Here is a 17,208-nt window from a genome sequence, read left to right as displayed (position 1 = left end):
ATTAGGTGTGCATAATCGACTCATTGCAATCATTGGCGCAGGGGTGATGGGATGCGCCACAGCACTGGATGTCGCGAGGGCTGGTTATCGTGTAATTTTGCAGGATATTTCGGCGTCGGTCATCGAACATGCCCCTGATGTTATACGTCGTGAATATCGTTCAGCTTGCTTTCTGAAGCAAGGGTACGGTCAGGTGCCCCTGGATCAGATCATGGAACGAATCTCGTTCCAGACACAAGATGAAGGTGTGGAAGAGGCAAGTATCATTATTGAAAATGTAACCGAAAACCTGGAGTTGAAAAAGGAAGTTTACGCACGACTATCCCACAAGGTTCGTCCGGATGCTTTATTTGCGCTAAATACAAGCTGTATTTCCGTGACAAAGCTCGCTTCATTTTTGCCTGACCCAGGTCGAGTCATTGGAGTGCATCTGATGAATCCGGTTCCCGTTAAATCCATGGTGGAGGTGATCAAAGGACATCATACAACACAGGGTACGGAACATGAGATGGTAGCGTTTTTGGAAACTCTTGATAAAAGTCCAGTTGTCATAGAGGATCTGCCCGGGTTTGTTTCTAATCGCCTCTCGCACTTGTTAATGAATGAAGCGGCGTACATTGTACAGGATGGAATCGCTACACCCGAGCAGGTGGACGCCATTATGAAGAAGGGCTTCAATTATCAGATGGGGCCGCTGGAGACGGCGGATCTGATTGGTCTGGATACGGTCGTGCATTCATTGAAAGTATTGTACGACAGCTATCAGGACCCCAAATTCCGATGCTGTCCGATGTTGCAGAAAATGGTTGATGCAGGACAGTGGGGGCGGAAGACGGGTCAAGGATTCTATGCCTACTAAGATGAGGGGTGGCATGACCATGGAAAAGCTCAAGGATATCAAGTGTATCGTTTGGGATCTGGACCACACCATATGGGATGGGGTTTTGCTTGAATCTGCAGATGTGCATCTGAAGCCGGGCTTAAAGGAGGTGATTGAAAAACTGGACCAGCGAGGTATTTTGCATTCTGTTGCCAGTAAAAATGATGCAGAGCTGGCTTGGGCGAAACTGAACGAACTGGGCATCGCCGAATATTTTCTGTATCCCGAAATCCATTGGGATGCGAAGTCCGTCTCTGTTCAGCGGATTCAGCAGAACATTAATATCGGCATGGATGCCATTCTGTTTGTGGATGATCAACCTTTTGAACTGGAAGAAGTGCAAAGTGTACATGCTGACATTCAGGTACTTCATGCGGATCAATATGAAACCATGCTTGATGACCCCAGGCTGATGCCCCGATTCATTACAGCCGACTCTGCGTGCAGAAGGCAGATGTATCAGGCGGATACACTCCGTAAACAGGCTGAGGAACAGTATGCAGGACCTTCAGAACAATTTCTGGCTACGCTGGGCATGAAATTTTCCATCTACGAGGCTACTGAGGATGACCTTCAACGTGCAGAGGAACTTACCGTCCGCACCAATCAGCTAAATGCAACGGGAATTACCTACAGTTACGAGGAGCTGCATCAACTGATGACCTCGCAGGACCATATGTTATTGGTGTGTGAACTCGAAGACAAATACGGGACGTATGGCAAAATTGGGCTTGCACTTATTCACATGCAGCAGAAAGTATGGCGGCTAAACATGCTTCTGATGTCTTGTAGAGTGATGTCCAGGGGAGCAGGGAGTGTACTGCTAACGTATATCATGCGTGAAGCTCAGAAGCAGGGCAAACAGATGCTTGCGGACTTCAGGGATACCGGAAGGAACCGGATGATGAATATCAGCTACCGCTTTGCCGGTTTCAAGCAGCAATCTGCAGATCAGGAAGGAAGAGTACTGTTTCATCATGATTTACAGCAGGCTGTAGAGTTTCCAGATTACATTGAGGTTTTAGTGCCCGAGGGGCAACATCAATAACAAGGGGGAAGGGCAGTGGATTATCGTCAGGAAATTCGGGAGTTTATCGGGAACAACCTCACCATGGATCATGAGGACACTCAAATTAATGATAATGACAATTATTTTGAGCAGCGGTTCGTCAATTCGCTCTTTGCGATGCGTTTGGTGGACTTTGTAGAGCGTAGATTCCAGATTGAGATAGCAAATGAAGATCTGGATTTGGCTAATTTCTGCACGATTAACCGTTTGCATGATCTTATTGAGAGAAAGTTGACTGAGAAGGAGGCGGCACTATGATTACAGCTAATCAGGCATCCATTCGTCCAGTCACAAGTCCGGCAACCAGCCCGTCCAACAAATATATGTATTTGTTTTTGGGAATTTCCTTTGGCACATGTTATGGAATCGCAAGTTTGTTCTTGTTCTTTGCGGATTTTATTGTACCCATAACAGGTGAGTTAACCTTGATGCATCCACTTGCGATCGTTGCTCTGTATTCACCTTCCATTGCCGGATTAATTACATGTTATGTGATGGGCGGAACGGAAGCATTAAAAGGAATGTTTATGAAGCTGGTTCCGCGCAGACAGGACCTGTTCTGGATACCGCTCATTATTGGAATTTCCATCATCTTTGCATCAACAATGCACTTTGGTTCTTTGTTATTCGGCATACCGGTCCCTGAGTTGACATATAGTGTACCTGAAATGATCTGGTTGGGAATTGTGAATCTGATCAAGGAGACGGGGCTGATTGGTGGGCTGTTTGGCTGGATCGGATTTTTGCTTCCATTCTTGCAAGGGAAGTTAAAAAATAATATAACAAGTGGTCTGATTACCGGCCTGTTGTTCGGATTATGGGTGCTTCCGGGATACTTGATTTCCTCATTTGGCACCTCAACCACTTACATATACTATGTTGTTCAGCTTATGGCATTTATCGTGTTCCAAAGTTATATCTTCAATGCAACCAAAGGTACACTTCTGTTTTATCTGCTTGCATTCTGGCTTGTAGCCACAGGAAGTCAAATTGATTTGTACTACTTTAATCCGCAAGTTCAAATTATGCAATTCTTCTTTTTTGCAATATCGGCTATTGTCATACATGTCATCTTCAAGCGTAAAAATGTGGATAATTCACTTCAGACATTCCCTGCATATGTTCTGGAAAGAAAGTAAGCCTGGTTAAGGTGGTGGATAAGTGATGGAACCGATCTACTTGGAGCAGCTACAAAAGGGGGAGGGAAACAGACAAATGGTCTGTTTTCCTTATCTCGGTGGCAACTCCAACAGTTTTCAGCCCCTAGTGCCGTACCTTCCTGACACGGAAATTTGGGCGTTTACGCCCCCGGGTCATGGTCTGAACACCGAAACACCCCTGGAGCATATGCAGCAACTCGTAGAACTGTATACCAGCAAGCTGCTGGATGTTATACAGCCTGGCAGTCTGTTATTTGGACATAGTCTGGGAGGAATTACAGCCTACTTCGTTGCGCAGCGCTTATATCAGGAACGTCCAGATGTAGCTAAAACGCTGCGGCTTGTGTTATCAGCCTGCAACACGCCTGACGAATACGGGATGCAGAATTATGATCGGATGTCAGACGAAAATCTGATTGATCATCTGTTTTCCTATGAAGCTCTCCCGCAAGAACTGATACATGAAAAAGAATTATTGAATTATTTTCTGCCCGTCATCCGGGCGGATTTCAGGATGCTGGAATCTGCAGCAACGCTTGAATATGAGCCGCTCTCATTGCCGGTGTTGTATCTGTGGGGAGAACGGGATGGTACCGTTACCCTTCAATCCGCGTTGAGATGGGGCCGATATTTTGGCACATCCATGAAGCTTCAAACCATCAAAGAGGGTGCTCACATGTTCATGATGCATCAACCTTCAACGGTGGCGCATTGTCTGACAAGCTTTATGACTCCAGATAAATAGGAACAACTTGTAGATGAGAGGAGCCATGTTCGTTTATGCTGCTACGAATGCTGAGAAACGATATAACGAGAAAAAAAGGGATTACGGCTGCTTTATTTATTTTTGTACTGCTGGCCGCCTTGCTGGTATCTTCGGGGTCACGAATGATTATGGAACTGACGAGTTCCATCCAATATCTATTTTCTGAATCCAAAACACCACACTTTGTGCAAATGCATGCCGGAGAGATCGATCAGGCCAAAGTGAACACATGGGCTGAAGAAAATGCCATGGTCCAGCAACATCAGATTGTGGAAATGGTCAACATTGACGGCTCTAATCTGTTTCTCGGAGCAGAGTCCGAAAAGAACAGCGTTATGGACATTGACTTTGTTACACAGAATCAGGGTTTCGACTATTTGTTGAATCTAGATAGTGAGATTATTCAGGTTAACGATGGCGAGATCGCGGTTCCGGTATATTACATGCAGCAAAAAAAATTGAGCGTGGGCGACCAGGTTCGGATCGATAATGGTCAATTTAAGCGTTCTTACACCATCGTTGATTTTGTCCGTGATGCTCAGATGAATCCATCGGTTGTGCACTCCAAACGTTTTATTGTGAGTGATGGGAATTTACAGGAATTGAAGCAGGGCATCGGAGAGATGGAGTATCTCATCGAATTCCGGTTGACCGATCCCGGACTGACGAGTGAATTTACCCAGGCTTACCAAAATGCCGGACTTCCCAATGCGGGCCCAGTCGTAACCTATGGGCTATTCCAGGTACTGAATGCCATGACCGACGGAGTTATTGCAGCCGTTATTATTCTGGTCAGTCTTGTGCTGATTCTGATCGCGATGCTTTGCATCCGATTCACGATGCTTGCGACCATCGAAGAGGATTATCGTGAGATTAGTGTCATGAAAGCGATAGGGATCGCAGAGAAGGATATTAAGAGACTGTATCTGATGAAGTATATATTTATGGCCGGATTCGCATCCGTGCTTGGTTACATTGCATCACTTGGCGTTAACAGACTATTTGTTTCCAACATCATGTTGTATATGGGAAAAGCACCCGCAACCCTGTTGCATTTCGCGATTCCGTTATTAGCCGCTGGAATAATATTTGCCATGGTTGTTCTGTTCTGTCGAACGGTACTGCGGCGTTTTCGTTCCATCTCCGCGGTGGATGCTCTCCGTACCGGGAGCCTGGGAGATACACAGATCATTCGAAACCGGCTTAGTTTGTCCCGCAATCGCTGGTCTTCCGTACCTGTCTTTCTTGGTCTGAAGGAAGTGATACAGCGAATCAAGATGTTCCGATTATTGTTGTTCGTCTTTGTAGTCAGTTCATTTATTATGATTGTGCCGGTCAACTTCCTGAACACTTTGCAGGCGCCAAGTTTTATCTCTTATATGGGTGTTGGACAAAGTGATATTCGCATTGACTTGAGGCACACAGACGATGTGGAGCAGCGTTACGATAATCTGGTTGCCCAGATCCAAAATGATAAAGACATCAAAACGTATTCCCCATTGGTAACAAGCCAGTTCAAGATTAAAAATGCGGAAGGAAGTTACGACAATCTGAGTGTGGAAACTGGGGATTTCAGTATTTTCCCATTGTCTTATGTTAGCGGTAATGCGCCAACAACCGAGAATGAAATTGCGTTATCGGATGCCAACAGTAGCGAGCTGCGCCTGAAGACTGGTGAGCAACTTACTTTGCTGGTTAATGGCAAGGACCAGATGATGACGGTCAGCGGAATATACCAGGACGTTACAAATGGTGGGAAAACGGCGAAGGCCTTATTGCCCTACAACAAGGATAGTGTGTTGTGGTATGTGGTCAGTTTGGATCTGAATAATCGCGGGGACATGGCTACCAAAATTGCTGAATATGAGGCGGCTTTCTCGCCAGCCAAAGTAACCGATCTTCAAGGTTATTTGGATCAAACGTTAGGCGGAACCATCCAACAATTGAAATTGGTGACGATGCTGGCCTTGGTCATCGGTGTCTTCATATCTATTTTAATTACAGCACTGTTCCTTCAGATGTTAGTAGCCAAGGACAACAACGACATTGCTGTACTGAGAAGCCTTGGGTTTGCCTTGTCTAAAATCAAGTTCAAGTATGTCGTAATGTCACTTCTCATATTAATCTTAGGGGTTGTTACTGGAACGATATTGTCCAATACGTTGGGTCCGTTGCTGGTTAGTGCCATTATGTCGACGTTCGGAGCTTCCAATATTGTTTTTGTTGTTAACCCGTTACAGGCATATATTTTGTGTCCATTGTTACTTGCAGGCACGATTGTACTAACAGCATGGATTAGCATCCAATCGATCAAGGAAACAAGCATATCCAAAATGATTGTCGAATAGGGAGGATCAACGATGACAACTATACTTGAGGCTAAAGACGTGAATAAATCCGTAGCGATCGGCGAGAATGAAGAACATAACATCTTAAAAGATATCAACCTTCAATTAAAAAAGGGAGAATTTGTTTCCATCATGGGGCCATCTGGCTCAGGCAAGTCTACCTTACTGTACAACATAAGTGGTATGGATCAGATTAGTGCTGGAAGTGTCTATTTTAATGGCAAAAAAATATCGGCTTTTGAGGAGAGGGATCTGGCAAGTCTACGTTTGACCAAGATGGGATTCATCTTTCAAAATATTCATCTGCTCAAGAATCTGAATCTGTTAGACAATATCGTACTTTCCGCGTATCTGGCCAAGAATAGCAGCAGAGAAACGATTAATACACGGGCAATGTCATTAATGAAAAAAATGGGGATTGATGAGCTGGCTGGGCATAACATCACCCAAGCCTCAGGCGGACAGCTTCAACGGATTGCCATCTGCCGTGCGCTGATTAATAATCCAGATATTCTATTCGGCGATGAACCAACGGGGGCACTGAATTCCAAATCAACGTATGAGATCATGGATATTCTGGGCGATATTAATGCAACGGGTACAACCATTCTGCTGGTGACCCATGATGTGAAAGTCGCTGCCAGATCGGAACGTGTGCTGTTTATGATGGACGGTAAGCTGGTTGCAGACAGAAATATTGGGAAATATGCAAGAGAGCGTCAGGATCTAAAAACAAGGGAAAGCCATTTGGCGCAATGGTTGACTGAAATGGGGTTCTAAAAAAAGAACTTCATGACTACAATAGACCGACAGTCGGTCGAACGTATCGGAGGCCAGGATATGAGACTGATAAAAAACCCGGAAGAACGCAGGAATGAGATTTTGGATGCGGCCGAGATTCTGTTCGTAACAAAGGGATATACCAAAGCTACGGTCATGGATATCCTACAGGCGTGCAACATTGCCAAGGGTACATTTTATTATTATTTTCAGTCCAAGGAAGAGGTTATGAACGCCATCGTCATGCGTTTTATTCTGAGCGGGGAGGCATCGGCCAGGCACGTGGTGTCCGATCCCAAACTGAATGCCCATGACAAAATTTTTCGCATCATGATGGCGCAGAATCAGCCTGATGGCAGAAAACATGATCTCATCGAGCAATTGCACAGTGTTCATAATGTGGAGATGCACCAAAAGAGTCTTGTAGAGACGGTAATTCGATTAAGTCCCATCTTGGCCGAGGTGGTAGAGCAGGGCATTCAGGAGGGGGTATTTCATACACCTAACCCAAAGGAATCCATCGAATTCCTGCTCGTATCGTCACAATTTTTGCTGGATCGAGGCATCTTTCAATGGGAGGAGGAAGAACTCCAAAAAAAGGTTGAAGCATTCACACATATTATGGAACGTGTGCTGGGAGCAGAACAAGGAAGCTTCGCCTACGTCACTCGTCTTTATTTTCCGAATCAAGGTTAGCCGAGAAAGGAGTATCATCCATGGAACATACTGTTCAAAAATCATTTAAAAAGTTTCTGGTAGTATGGTTCGGTCAGCTCATCTCCATGATTGGAATTGGACTTACAGCCTTCTCCCTGGGGGTGTATGCCTTCGAAAAAACGAATACGGCAACAAGTGTTGCATTGATCACCTTATTCACGTTTCTGCCGAATATCCTGCTTCGACCTATTGGAGGGGTACTGGCAGACCGATTCGACCGTCGAACGATGATGATTATCGGCGACCTGGGGTCGGCAGCCGGTTTGATTTTCATTCTGTCCATTATGCTTACAGGAGATATCCAATTATGGCATATCTATGTGGGAGTAGCCTTTAGTTCTGTGTTTTCCGCGTTGCAGAGCCCGGCATATAAGGCCTCTGCTACGGACCTGCTGGATAAGGATCAGTTCTCGAAAGGAAGCGGTCTTGTACAACTGGCTGAATCCTCGAAGTTTCTGTTTTCACCCATCATTGCGGGCATTTTGCTTAGTATAACAACCATTGAAGTCATTCTGGTCATTAATATTCTGACATTCCTGGTTGCCATTCTGGCTGTGCTGGTTATTCGGAAGAGCATGAAGGTGGAGCGTGAGGATCGAGAAGGAAAAAACTGGATCACCGATATTCAAGAGGGCTGGAGAGAAGTTGTAACCAACAAGGGAGTATTGTTGCTGGTGGTGATTATTTCACTTGTCACCTTTTATCTGGGATTCCTGGAGACACTCATTGGTCCGATGCTTCTGTCATTCACGGATGCAAAGACACTTGGAACGTTTCAGTCTGTTAGCGCCATCGGCATGCTGATTAGCAGCTTGTGCATCGGCATATTTACAATAACAAAGAGATATGCAAGTGTGCTTGTGATGGGTCTAATTTTGTGCGGCTTATCTTTCTCGCTTCTGGGGATATCCACCAACATTTATTTTATTATCTTCGCAGGTTTCCTGTTCCTGTCATCGCTGCCGTTTGTCAATATGAGCGCAGATGTGCTGGTGCGAAACAATATCGCCAACGATAAGCAGGGCAGGGTATGGGGAATCATTGGTATTCTGTCACAACTCGGGTTTATTATCGCGTACAGTTTGGCTGGATTTCTGGCCGACCATGTGTTTAATCCGTTGCTGATGGAGGGGGGAGCACTGGCTTCGTCTGTTGGTCAAATTATTGGAACTGGGCCAGGCAGAGGTATTGCCTTTCTGTTTATCATCGCGGGTCTGTTTGTTATTCTGATCGCAATAATCACATCCCGTTTGAAAATGATCAAATCTCTGGAGCAGAGCCCAGATATAGCGGCTCCATCCGATGTTGGCGGGTTGGCGCACGATTAATTCGAATCCAACTGCGTAAGCCCTTGTCCGCAGCAGCGTGTGATACTTCTTCTGTACGAAGAAGTTATTCACACGATGAGCAGACAAGGGCTTTTTGTGCTGAGGAGTCAGCAGATGTACTTAGACAAGATGCGTTTGTGTATTTGGATTGTCGGTGGAGCTTATCCTTTAACCGCCCCAGAAGTTAGTCCTCCTACAATATACTTTTGCCCAATGAGGAATACAATCAACACAGGCAATGACGTGAGCACGATATCGGCACTGACCAGATTCCACTGGGCACTGAATTGTCCAAAGAAGTTATATACAGCCAGCGTCATCGGCCACATCTCCACTGTATTCAGCATATAGAGCGGGGCAGTAAACTCATTCCAGACACTCAGGAAATTAAGAACAAATACCGTTACCAGCACCGAGGTTAACAAAGGTACAATGATTCTCAGGAACAGCTTGATCCCATTACATCCGTCCATGATCGCGGCTTCATCCAGCTCCTTCGGGATGTTAGACACAAACGCATACGTAATGAACAGCGAGATTGGAATCCCCATAGCCGTATAGAGCAGAATCATGCCGACATGTGAATTGATCATGCCCATCGACTTCATCACTTCCATCAGCGGAATGTAGTTGAGCGGCAGTGTGATACCAAGAATCAGGAAGAAGTACAGAAACTTGCTGAGCCTCGAATGGTTGCGGGATAACGTGAAGGCCGAGAAGGCCACAACAAACACTAACAGCAGAGAAGAGGCCCCGGAATGCAGCAGGCTGTTGAAAAAGGAACCGCCCAAATGTCCCTGTTCATAGACGATTTTGTAATTTTCGAAAATAAACTTCTCGGGCAACGTCAGTTTAAGCACTTTGGCCTCGGCGTCCGACTTGAATGAATTCAGTACAATGACGACAAAAGGAATCAGGACCACCAGGCTAAGCAGCCAGGCGAGTACATTTAACCCGATCGAAGCCAATCTTTTTCTTAATCGCATGTCAGTATTCCACCTTTCGGTTCATCAAACGAATGATGAAAAAGGAGATGATCGCCATGATGACAAACAGAATGGTAGATAGCGCACTTCCGAGTCCCCAATATCCTTTGGCAAAAGAGGAATAGACCGCTGTATTAATGACATCTGTTGCGTTACCGGGGCCACCGTTGGTTAACACGTATACGGCATCGAATACTCTCAGCCCGTACGTAATATTAAGCACCGTGGCGATGGTAATGGTAGGCATCAGCATCGGAATGGTGATTCGGAACAGCTTCTGCCCGAAGCCGGCGCCATCAATGGATGCTGCTTCGTAATAATCACGTGGAATGGCGAGTAGTCCGGCGATGAACAGCACCATGATGTACCCCATGCCTTTCCACGTATCCACTGCCATGATGGATGGCATGGCCCAGGTCAGGGAGCCCAGCCAGTTCTGGGCGAGAACGTCCAGTCCCATGGAACGTAGGGTTACGTTAACGAACCCGTTGTTGGGGTCGAGCAGACTTTTGAACACAAGTCCAACAATCAGGAACGACAGCACCTGCGGGGAGAAGATGATCATCCGATGCAGATTGGCGGCCTTTACACCGCTGACCAGCAGCAGGGCCAGAAACAAGCCGAGAACCGTCTTGGCGATGGATGTCACGAGGGTGAAGAGGACTGTGTTTTTGATAAAAAGAAGATAGGTCGGATCACCCGCCAATATGGTACGGAAATGCTCCAGACCGATAAAGTTCTTCTCCGAACTGTAACTGTTCCAGTCAGTGAAGGAATAATAGATGCCCAGCAGGGCGGGAGCAACGATGAACAGCAGATATAATACAATCGCTCCGGATGAGAAATACCAGGGATAGATTTTGTTTGCATTCATAACCGGTAACACCTTTCCTTCCTGCCAAAATACATGAGCGGGCAAACGCCCGCTACATGTAACGTTGTTGTGCGTTTGTGTTTATCTGAAATATGCGTGGTTACTGCCACTTCTCATCTTTCAGCACTTTGGCTTGTTCAGCACGGCGTTTATCAATATTTTGCAGAATCTGATCCGGTGTCATTGCGCCGGCGAACATGCCTGACAAGTCTTTGCCAATATCCATCCATTGTGGATCAATGTATTTCACAGCGGCCTGCATGACCGTACCTTTTTCATGATTTTTCTCATAATCAATATAGTCCTGTGTCAGCTTTGGTTCGATTTCCGGCCAACAGATCGTCAGATTGCCTTCACCTTCATCGAACACACGCTGCAGATGATCATGCTCGGTAATCCAGCGGAAGAATTTCAGCACTTCTTCGGGATGTTTACTGTTTTTGTTACCAAACATCGCAGCTGAACCGCCCGGATTCACACCAATCGTCTGATTATCTCCCCACGGCATGACGAAGAACCCCATATTGTCTTTCATTGCCGGATACGCTTCGGAGACTTCCTTTTCCGTCCCTGGAACCCGCAGTAACATCGCTGCCTTCTCCTGACCAAACGCTTCAATTCCCGCTTCTACCGTATTGGACAAGAAGTCTTTGCCGAAATAACCGAGATCCGCAAATTCCTTCAACTGTTCAATGACCGTCTTGAGTTGCGTCATATCCGCGACTTTCATCTCATTATTGTTTAATTTCTCGTAGGTTCCCGCTGTTGTTTGCTCATAGTTAGGTCCCGTTTCGAACAAAGGCAGAACCTGATACCACCCGCTGGCAGGTGCCTGATAGAATGGAATAATGTCTTTATCCTTAATTTTCTGGCTGATCGCCTTGAATTCGGCATAGGATGTAGGAGGCTCTATACCGAGCTCTTGGAAGATACGTTTGTTATAGTACACATACCAGATTTTCGTTGGCGCAAAAGAAACCCCGTACACCTTGTCATTGTGACTGACGGTTGGCAAAATCTCTTCAGACATCCGACCTGTGAATTCCTCATTGGTCAGGTCAATGGCATTTTCCTCCGGTCTTACGTTAGCCGGCATGCTCAGTGGGTCCACATCGACATTGAAAATATCAGGTGCTTCGCCAGAAGCGAGCTTCACCTTGATCAGGTCACGCCACTGTGCGTCAGGTACGACCTGGAAGTCAATTTTGACACCCGTCTCCTGCTCATATTCCTTGGCCATCGTCTGCATGATGCCTGTACGCGGAATACCGGATTGGCTTGTTCCAAACGTGAGTGTCACCTTACCCGAACCTTCCGTACTTTTACCTGAGTTGCACCCGGCAAGCAGCAGAGTGGAGAGCAGGAGCACACTTGCAAGCGAAAATAGAAATCGTTTTCTCATCATTGAACCTCCCGGAATATAAAGAAAATTGTCACTTGCCGAAACGCTTAATGTAAGCGTATTCTTATGTGGATAACTTTACTGTGAACAGCGGATGTGCTCAATAGACAAAAGCGTTCTGTTGGGTGGACATTTTCGAATGGTGTGACAGATATCATCATAGGACGAGGTGTGTGGGGATTGCGATATCGATTTGGAACGCTTCAGCAAAGTCTGTTTGCCTATTACTCTGCGGTATTTATTATCTTTTCGCTGATTGTGGCGGGGCTTCTGTATGTTTTTCTCGCAAGTGACATTCGTCATCGAAGTGAAGAACAGCAGAGACAACTGGGGGTATCCATCGTCAGTAACTTGGATCAGGAAGTGGTGAAAATGAACAACTTTTCCATGAATATCGTGTACTCCAATCTGGTCAAAGAACACTTCAGTCACTACTTGGCACCAGCAGAAGGCAGTGAGCAGACAATGACGAGTGATCCGGCATTGTACAAGGATACAACCACACTAATTGATGTCATTCTCGCGATCATCAGCAGCTCCAACACAGCCCAACAGGCCAATATCTATGATGTGAATGGCAAGATGCTGGGAGCGGGTGCATTCAACGGTCAACTGTCGGTAGACCTGACTCAGCGACCGTGGTACAAGGAAACCTGGGAGCGGAGTGGCTGGCGGGTGATCCAATTGTTAGAGGGCGGAGCTTTGCCCATGCCGACCGGCGAGGGAAAATCGGATCAACCTTACATTTCGCTTACCCGGGTATACAAAGATGGCAATTATGTCAGCCAGGGTGTCGTTGAGATTTTGCAGGATGCCGGAACCCTGTTCCAGCATTTGAATGAATTGCAGGCGAATAACAACGATCTTCGGATCTATGTAGTGGATGAACAAAATACACGGTTGTATCCACTTTCTTCGGATGCCGATGTTTCTCAAGCAGGCCATTTCGATGATGTGGACTTGATTCAAAATCTTTCATTTCCACCTGATACGATGCAGGAGATTACCGATCCTTTGAGTCAGTCCAAACAAATGATGACGTACATGACGTCACAGGAGACGGGATGGACCGTTATTGTCATGCAGTCCAAACAATCCCTTTTCGCGAGTCTCAATCGGATGGCTGTGATGTTTATCGGTGCCACGTTAGCTACTCTCATGCTGATTCTGGTTCTCTCGTATCTGATTTCCAAAAGGGTTACTTTGCCGCTGCATCGTTTGCAGCGCATTATTCAGAAAACGGGTGAGAATGATCTGGTATCGGGTCAGGATTCCGGTCAATTGTTCAAGCTGGAGCATCCCGGTTCTATTCGGGAGATGGATGAGCTGAATGATACGTTTATACGGCTGAATCAACAGCTTGTACAGTCTTTTCAGGACAGGCTGGCGATGAAATCTCAGGAGACAGAAGCGAGATTACTGGCGTTGCAATCCCAGATGAACCCGCATTTTCTCTACAACAACATCACTAATATTAGCATCATGGCGGAAGAAGGCATGAATGAGCAGATTGTCGCGTTCTGTGCCAATATTGCGTCTATGCTGCGTTATATTTCTACTCCGGGTAAGAACGGAGTTCCCCTGTCTCAAGAATTGGATTATTGTGAGCGATATCTGGAGTGTATGAAGATTAGGTTCGAGGATGATCTACACTATGAGTTTCATATTCCGGATGAGATGCAACATATTCAGGTTCCAATGTTAATGGTACAACCACTACTCGAAAATGCCATGAAATATGGACTGGGTGATACCCCTCCATGGAAACTGAATATTACTGGAGAGTTGGATCCGGTACAGCAGACCTGGCAGATCCACGTGGAAGACAACGGGCCTGGCATGGAACCCGAGGCACTTGCCAAGATCATGCATTATATCGAACAGTCACAGGAGTGGGAGCGTATGCCTGACCTCGAAATTAACGGCATGGGACTCAAGAATATATGGGTCCGATTGAAATTATGGTATGGCACAGCAGCCCACATGCAGATTACGAACAAGCCTTCCGGCGGTGTCCAGATTACTATAGGCGGTTCCATTCGAAAGGAGCATGACTGAACCCATGACAATCAAATATAGAACGATTATTGTGGAAGATGAAGCCTTGATTCGCCGGAATGTCTCGCGCAAATTCAGAGAGCTGGATACCCGGTTCGAGGTGATTGGTGAAGCGAGGAACGGTCAGGAAGCGTTACAGCTCATTGAACATTCCGTACCTGATCTGGTTGTAACTGATATACAGATGCCGGTAATGAATGGATTGGAACTCGCCAAACATCTGTATTTTGCCTATCCGCATGTGAAAATTGTCATTCTGAGTGGTTACCATGAATTCGAATATGCACGGCAGGCAATCAGTTACAAGGTGGAGGATTATCTGCTCAAACCATTATCGGAAGAACAGCTTCGGACACTGCTGGATGCGATGGAATTGAAGCTTGGGAGCGCTGTGGATTCGCTTGCCCATGTCAGTGCCGTGCTGGATGAGCAGGTGAAGCCGGAGGATATCGCAGAGGCTGTTAAGTTGTATTTGAAGCAGAATTACATGCATGAGATTACACTCCAGGACATGGCGGGACAGATGCATTTTAGTGTGGACTATCTGGGAAAGTGCTTCAAGAAGGTGACGGGGGAGACTCCCCTGAAATATATGACAGGTCTGCGGATTAATGAAGCGAAGCGTATGCTCGTCACTCACGAGAATATGGATATCAAGACCATTGGTGGAGCGGTAGGGTATAGTGACTCCCACTATTTCAGCCGGATCTTCAAAAACAAAACGGGCATGTACCCTAGCGAATACCGACTACAATTGCAGGAACGAAAAAAAGCTCTGTCCATGGATGATGAGAACCATGTTGACTTGAGCTAATTACTGGGCCAGAGCTTCTTCGGTTATTTTGCGAATATCAAATGGGGAGCGAATACCTTCTTCGATCATGTCGGGGAGAATCTGTTCCAGGAAATACTGTACACAGTGGAGGTCGATATTTTTGATTTTGACCAAGGCATAACGGTACATAACGATAAATTCTTTCTCCGTATTGCCACGTTGGAGCTCAGCAAAGGCTTCATATACCTGATCCATCTTGTCTGCGACTTCGAGAATCAGTCCTTCAACCGATTGGTCTTTGCCCTCACGCAGCTGTCTGCGGAAAATAGGCTGGAACTCTTCAGGAATATTTTCATTAATGAAATGTTCAACCATGCCTTCTTCCACCTTTTGCAGCATCGAACGCAGCTCCAGTGAATAATGTTTGACTGGTGTTTTGATATCACCGATGAAGATTTCGCCATAATCATGACTGCTGGTAATCTCGTATAACTTTTTCCAATCAATGCTTACGCCTTGCTGTTCTTCAATATCGGCCAACGTTTTGGCGTACTGAACCACTTTCCAGGAATGGGCGGATACACAATGTTCTTCGAACTTGAATTTGCCAGGGGTCCGAATAATGCGTTCAAGATCATTCAGTGATCTGAAGTACGTATGAATTCCCATAAGAAGAGATCATCCTTTACAAGTTAGGTGGGCGTATACACTGACTATACTTCAGTTATATTAACCACGGATTAACGATGTATACATTGAATGTAAAATGAAGCCAAAAAGCCACGATGGGTGACTGAACGTGAGCTCGTCATCCATCGTGGCTTCATCTGTGCAAATGTTATGCTACTTAACGTAGATAAGTGCAATAGATCAACTATTATGCCTTTTTTCGTACCGGAGAAGTATACCAGTACGCCATGCCGACAAAGAGGGCACCGCCGATAATATTACCAAGCGTTACCGGAATCATGTTGTGGAACCAGCCTGCCATCGTGATTGTATCCGGGTGGTTTGGCAGCAACCAGGATAAAGACAGCAAAGTCATATTGGCAACACTGTGCTCATAACCACTTGCGATAAATGCGTACAGACACCACCAGATAAGAACAAGTTTGGCGATATCTTCTTTGGAGCGAGCGGCCATCCAGATCGCCAGACAGACGAGCCAGTTACAGAGAATGCCTCGGAAGAATAACTCGGATACGGGCGCTGCCATCTTTTTGGCAGAGACGGCAAACAGCAGATGTTCCGGTGTGGCCGTTTTAAACAGGCCGCTACCGACTATAAGTAGACTTAATAGAATTGCGCCGAGCAGGTTACCAACAAAGACGAGCCCCCAGTTCTTCAACGTTTCGTTCACTGTGGTTCGGCCAGCCAGCGTACTCATGGTAAAGAACATATTGTTACCTGTGAAAAGTTCCGATCCGGCAAAAATGACCAGCGTGAGCGCGAGTCCGAAGGACATGCCCATCAACATGGTTTGCAGTGGTGACTGCGCCGCAAGGAGCGGAGCACCGATACTGAAGATCAGAACGATGCCAAGTCCTACATAGGCACCAGCCATCAAGGCTGCAACCATATACCGTGGCAGGCTTGCGTTCATTTGATCCCGTTTTTTAACCGCAGCTTCAATAATTCCCTCAACACTTGGTGTATACATCACGGTTTCCCCCATTATTTTGCATCAATCTTTGAACGTTTCAATGGAGCTATATTTCAATCCAGACCTGGCCGTTCTCTACCTTCACTGGATACATCTGTACTTGACCGTTGTCCGGTGCTTGCACAAGACCGGTGGTCAGGTCGATTTTCCAATCATACAGCGGATCGTACAGATAATGCCCGGACACGATGCCTTCAGCCAGCGGCCCACCCTTAGGGTGGGGATTGTGATTATCCGCAGCGAAGATGGTTCCATCCGATGCACGAAAGACAGCAAGCTGTTGATCCTTAATTTCAACTACTCTTCCGATTCGTGGCAGGAATTCTTCAACTACTCCGGCAGGGAAGTAGGTGCCTGATTGTTTTGTCGTCATCTTAAACCACTCCTTATCTATATTTAACA

General features: G+C 46.1%; 17 protein-coding genes. 11 read left to right on the top strand and 6 right to left on the bottom strand.

All coding sequences use genetic code 11. From position 1 onward, the window contains the following. The first annotated feature begins 7 nt into the window (after positions 1 to 7). The 9 genes from NST33_RS22470 to NST33_RS22430 are packed head-to-tail and all read left to right on the top strand — an operon-like array spanning position 8 to position 9,048. Positions 8 to 859: a 3-hydroxyacyl-CoA dehydrogenase family protein gene (locus tag NST33_RS22470; protein WP_100526999.1), complete on the top strand. Its 852-nt coding sequence runs from the start codon at positions 8 to 10 to the stop codon at positions 857 to 859. A gap of 19 nt (positions 860 to 878) precedes the next feature. Further along, on the top strand, positions 879 to 1,928 hold the full coding sequence (locus NST33_RS22465) for an HAD-IIIC family phosphatase (RefSeq protein ID WP_237174322.1): 1,050 nt from the start codon (positions 879 to 881) through the stop codon (positions 1,926 to 1,928). A 15-nt stretch (positions 1,929 to 1,943) separates the two neighbouring features. Continuing rightward, a complete protein-coding gene (locus NST33_RS22460) occupies positions 1,944 to 2,207 on the top strand; it encodes an acyl carrier protein (RefSeq protein ID WP_017687156.1) in 264 nt (87 codons plus the stop codon). Further along, positions 2,204 to 3,088 carry a hypothetical protein gene (locus tag NST33_RS22455; RefSeq protein WP_339305121.1) on the top strand — a complete coding sequence of 295 codons (885 nt, stop codon included), beginning with the start codon at positions 2,204 to 2,206 and terminating at the stop codon, positions 3,086 to 3,088. Before NST33_RS22460 ends, NST33_RS22455 begins: the two co-directional genes overlap by 4 nt. 25 nt (positions 3,089 to 3,113) lie before the next feature. Then, positions 3,114 to 3,854 (top strand): alpha/beta fold hydrolase, encoded by a 741-nt coding sequence (locus tag NST33_RS22450; protein ID WP_339305119.1) that lies wholly within the window; start codon positions 3,114 to 3,116, stop codon positions 3,852 to 3,854. 47 nt (positions 3,855 to 3,901) lie between these two features. Then, complete coding sequence (locus tag NST33_RS22445) at positions 3,902 to 6,223, top strand: FtsX-like permease family protein (protein ID WP_339305117.1); 2,322 nt, start codon at positions 3,902 to 3,904, stop codon at positions 6,221 to 6,223. Between the two features lie 12 nt (positions 6,224 to 6,235). Further along, positions 6,236 to 7,003 (top strand): ABC transporter ATP-binding protein, encoded by a 768-nt coding sequence (locus NST33_RS22440; RefSeq protein ID WP_047843824.1) that lies wholly within the window; start codon positions 6,236 to 6,238, stop codon positions 7,001 to 7,003. Positions 7,004 to 7,063: 60 nt separating this feature from the next. Then, on the top strand, positions 7,064 to 7,699 hold the full coding sequence (locus NST33_RS22435) for a TetR/AcrR family transcriptional regulator (RefSeq protein ID WP_076214243.1): 636 nt from the start codon (positions 7,064 to 7,066) through the stop codon (positions 7,697 to 7,699). Positions 7,700 to 7,719: 20 nt separating this feature from the next. Beyond that, positions 7,720 to 9,048 carry an MFS transporter gene (locus tag NST33_RS22430; protein WP_036615192.1) on the top strand — a complete coding sequence of 443 codons (1,329 nt, stop codon included), beginning with the start codon at positions 7,720 to 7,722 and terminating at the stop codon, positions 9,046 to 9,048. 161 nt (positions 9,049 to 9,209) lie between these two features. On the opposite strand, the gene NST33_RS22425 is transcribed toward NST33_RS22430, so the two are convergent. From NST33_RS22425 to NST33_RS22415, 3 genes are all read right to left on the bottom strand, one after another. Further along, positions 9,210 to 10,034, bottom strand: a complete 825-nt coding sequence (locus tag NST33_RS22425; RefSeq protein ID WP_076214249.1) for a carbohydrate ABC transporter permease — start codon at positions 10,032 to 10,034, stop codon at positions 9,210 to 9,212. 1 nt (position 10,035) lies between these two features. Continuing rightward, complete coding sequence (locus tag NST33_RS22420) at positions 10,036 to 10,908, bottom strand: sugar ABC transporter permease (protein ID WP_017687164.1); 873 nt, start codon at positions 10,906 to 10,908, stop codon at positions 10,036 to 10,038. A 100-nt stretch (positions 10,909 to 11,008) separates the two neighbouring features. After that, on the bottom strand, positions 11,009 to 12,313 hold the full coding sequence (locus NST33_RS22415) for an ABC transporter substrate-binding protein (protein ID WP_339305114.1): 1,305 nt from the start codon (positions 12,311 to 12,313) through the stop codon (positions 11,009 to 11,011). Between the two features lie 141 nt (positions 12,314 to 12,454). Here NST33_RS22415 and NST33_RS22410 point away from each other — a divergent pair, with 141 nt between their 5' ends. After that, complete coding sequence (locus NST33_RS22410) at positions 12,455 to 14,368, top strand: histidine kinase (protein ID WP_339305112.1); 1,914 nt, start codon at positions 12,455 to 12,457, stop codon at positions 14,366 to 14,368. Positions 14,369 to 14,372: 4 nt separating this feature from the next. Then, entirely contained in the window at positions 14,373 to 15,182 is an 810-nt protein-coding gene (locus NST33_RS22405; protein WP_083677409.1) for a response regulator, read from the top strand. Here the strand turns inward: NST33_RS22405 and NST33_RS22400 are convergent, their stop codons facing one another. The 3 genes from NST33_RS22400 to nirD form a co-directional block, all read right to left on the bottom strand. Next, positions 15,183 to 15,812 carry a YfbR-like 5'-deoxynucleotidase gene (locus NST33_RS22400; RefSeq protein ID WP_221821926.1) on the bottom strand — a complete coding sequence of 210 codons (630 nt, stop codon included), beginning with the start codon at positions 15,810 to 15,812 and terminating at the stop codon, positions 15,183 to 15,185. A 208-nt stretch (positions 15,813 to 16,020) separates the two neighbouring features. After that, entirely contained in the window at positions 16,021 to 16,803 is a 783-nt protein-coding gene (locus NST33_RS22395; protein WP_339305110.1) for a formate/nitrite transporter family protein, read from the bottom strand. Between the two features lie 49 nt (positions 16,804 to 16,852). Continuing rightward, positions 16,853 to 17,179, bottom strand: a complete 327-nt coding sequence (nirD, locus tag NST33_RS22390) for a nitrite reductase small subunit NirD (RefSeq protein ID WP_076214275.1) — start codon at positions 17,177 to 17,179, stop codon at positions 16,853 to 16,855. Positions 17,180 to 17,208 lie beyond the last annotated feature (29 nt).

It is taken from the genome of Paenibacillus sp. FSL L8-0435, assembly GCF_037965655.1.
Lineage (GTDB): Bacteria > Bacillota > Bacilli > Paenibacillales > Paenibacillaceae > Paenibacillus.
Note: the sequence above shows the minus strand (reverse complement) of the source record. Positions and strands in the feature narration are given on the sequence as shown.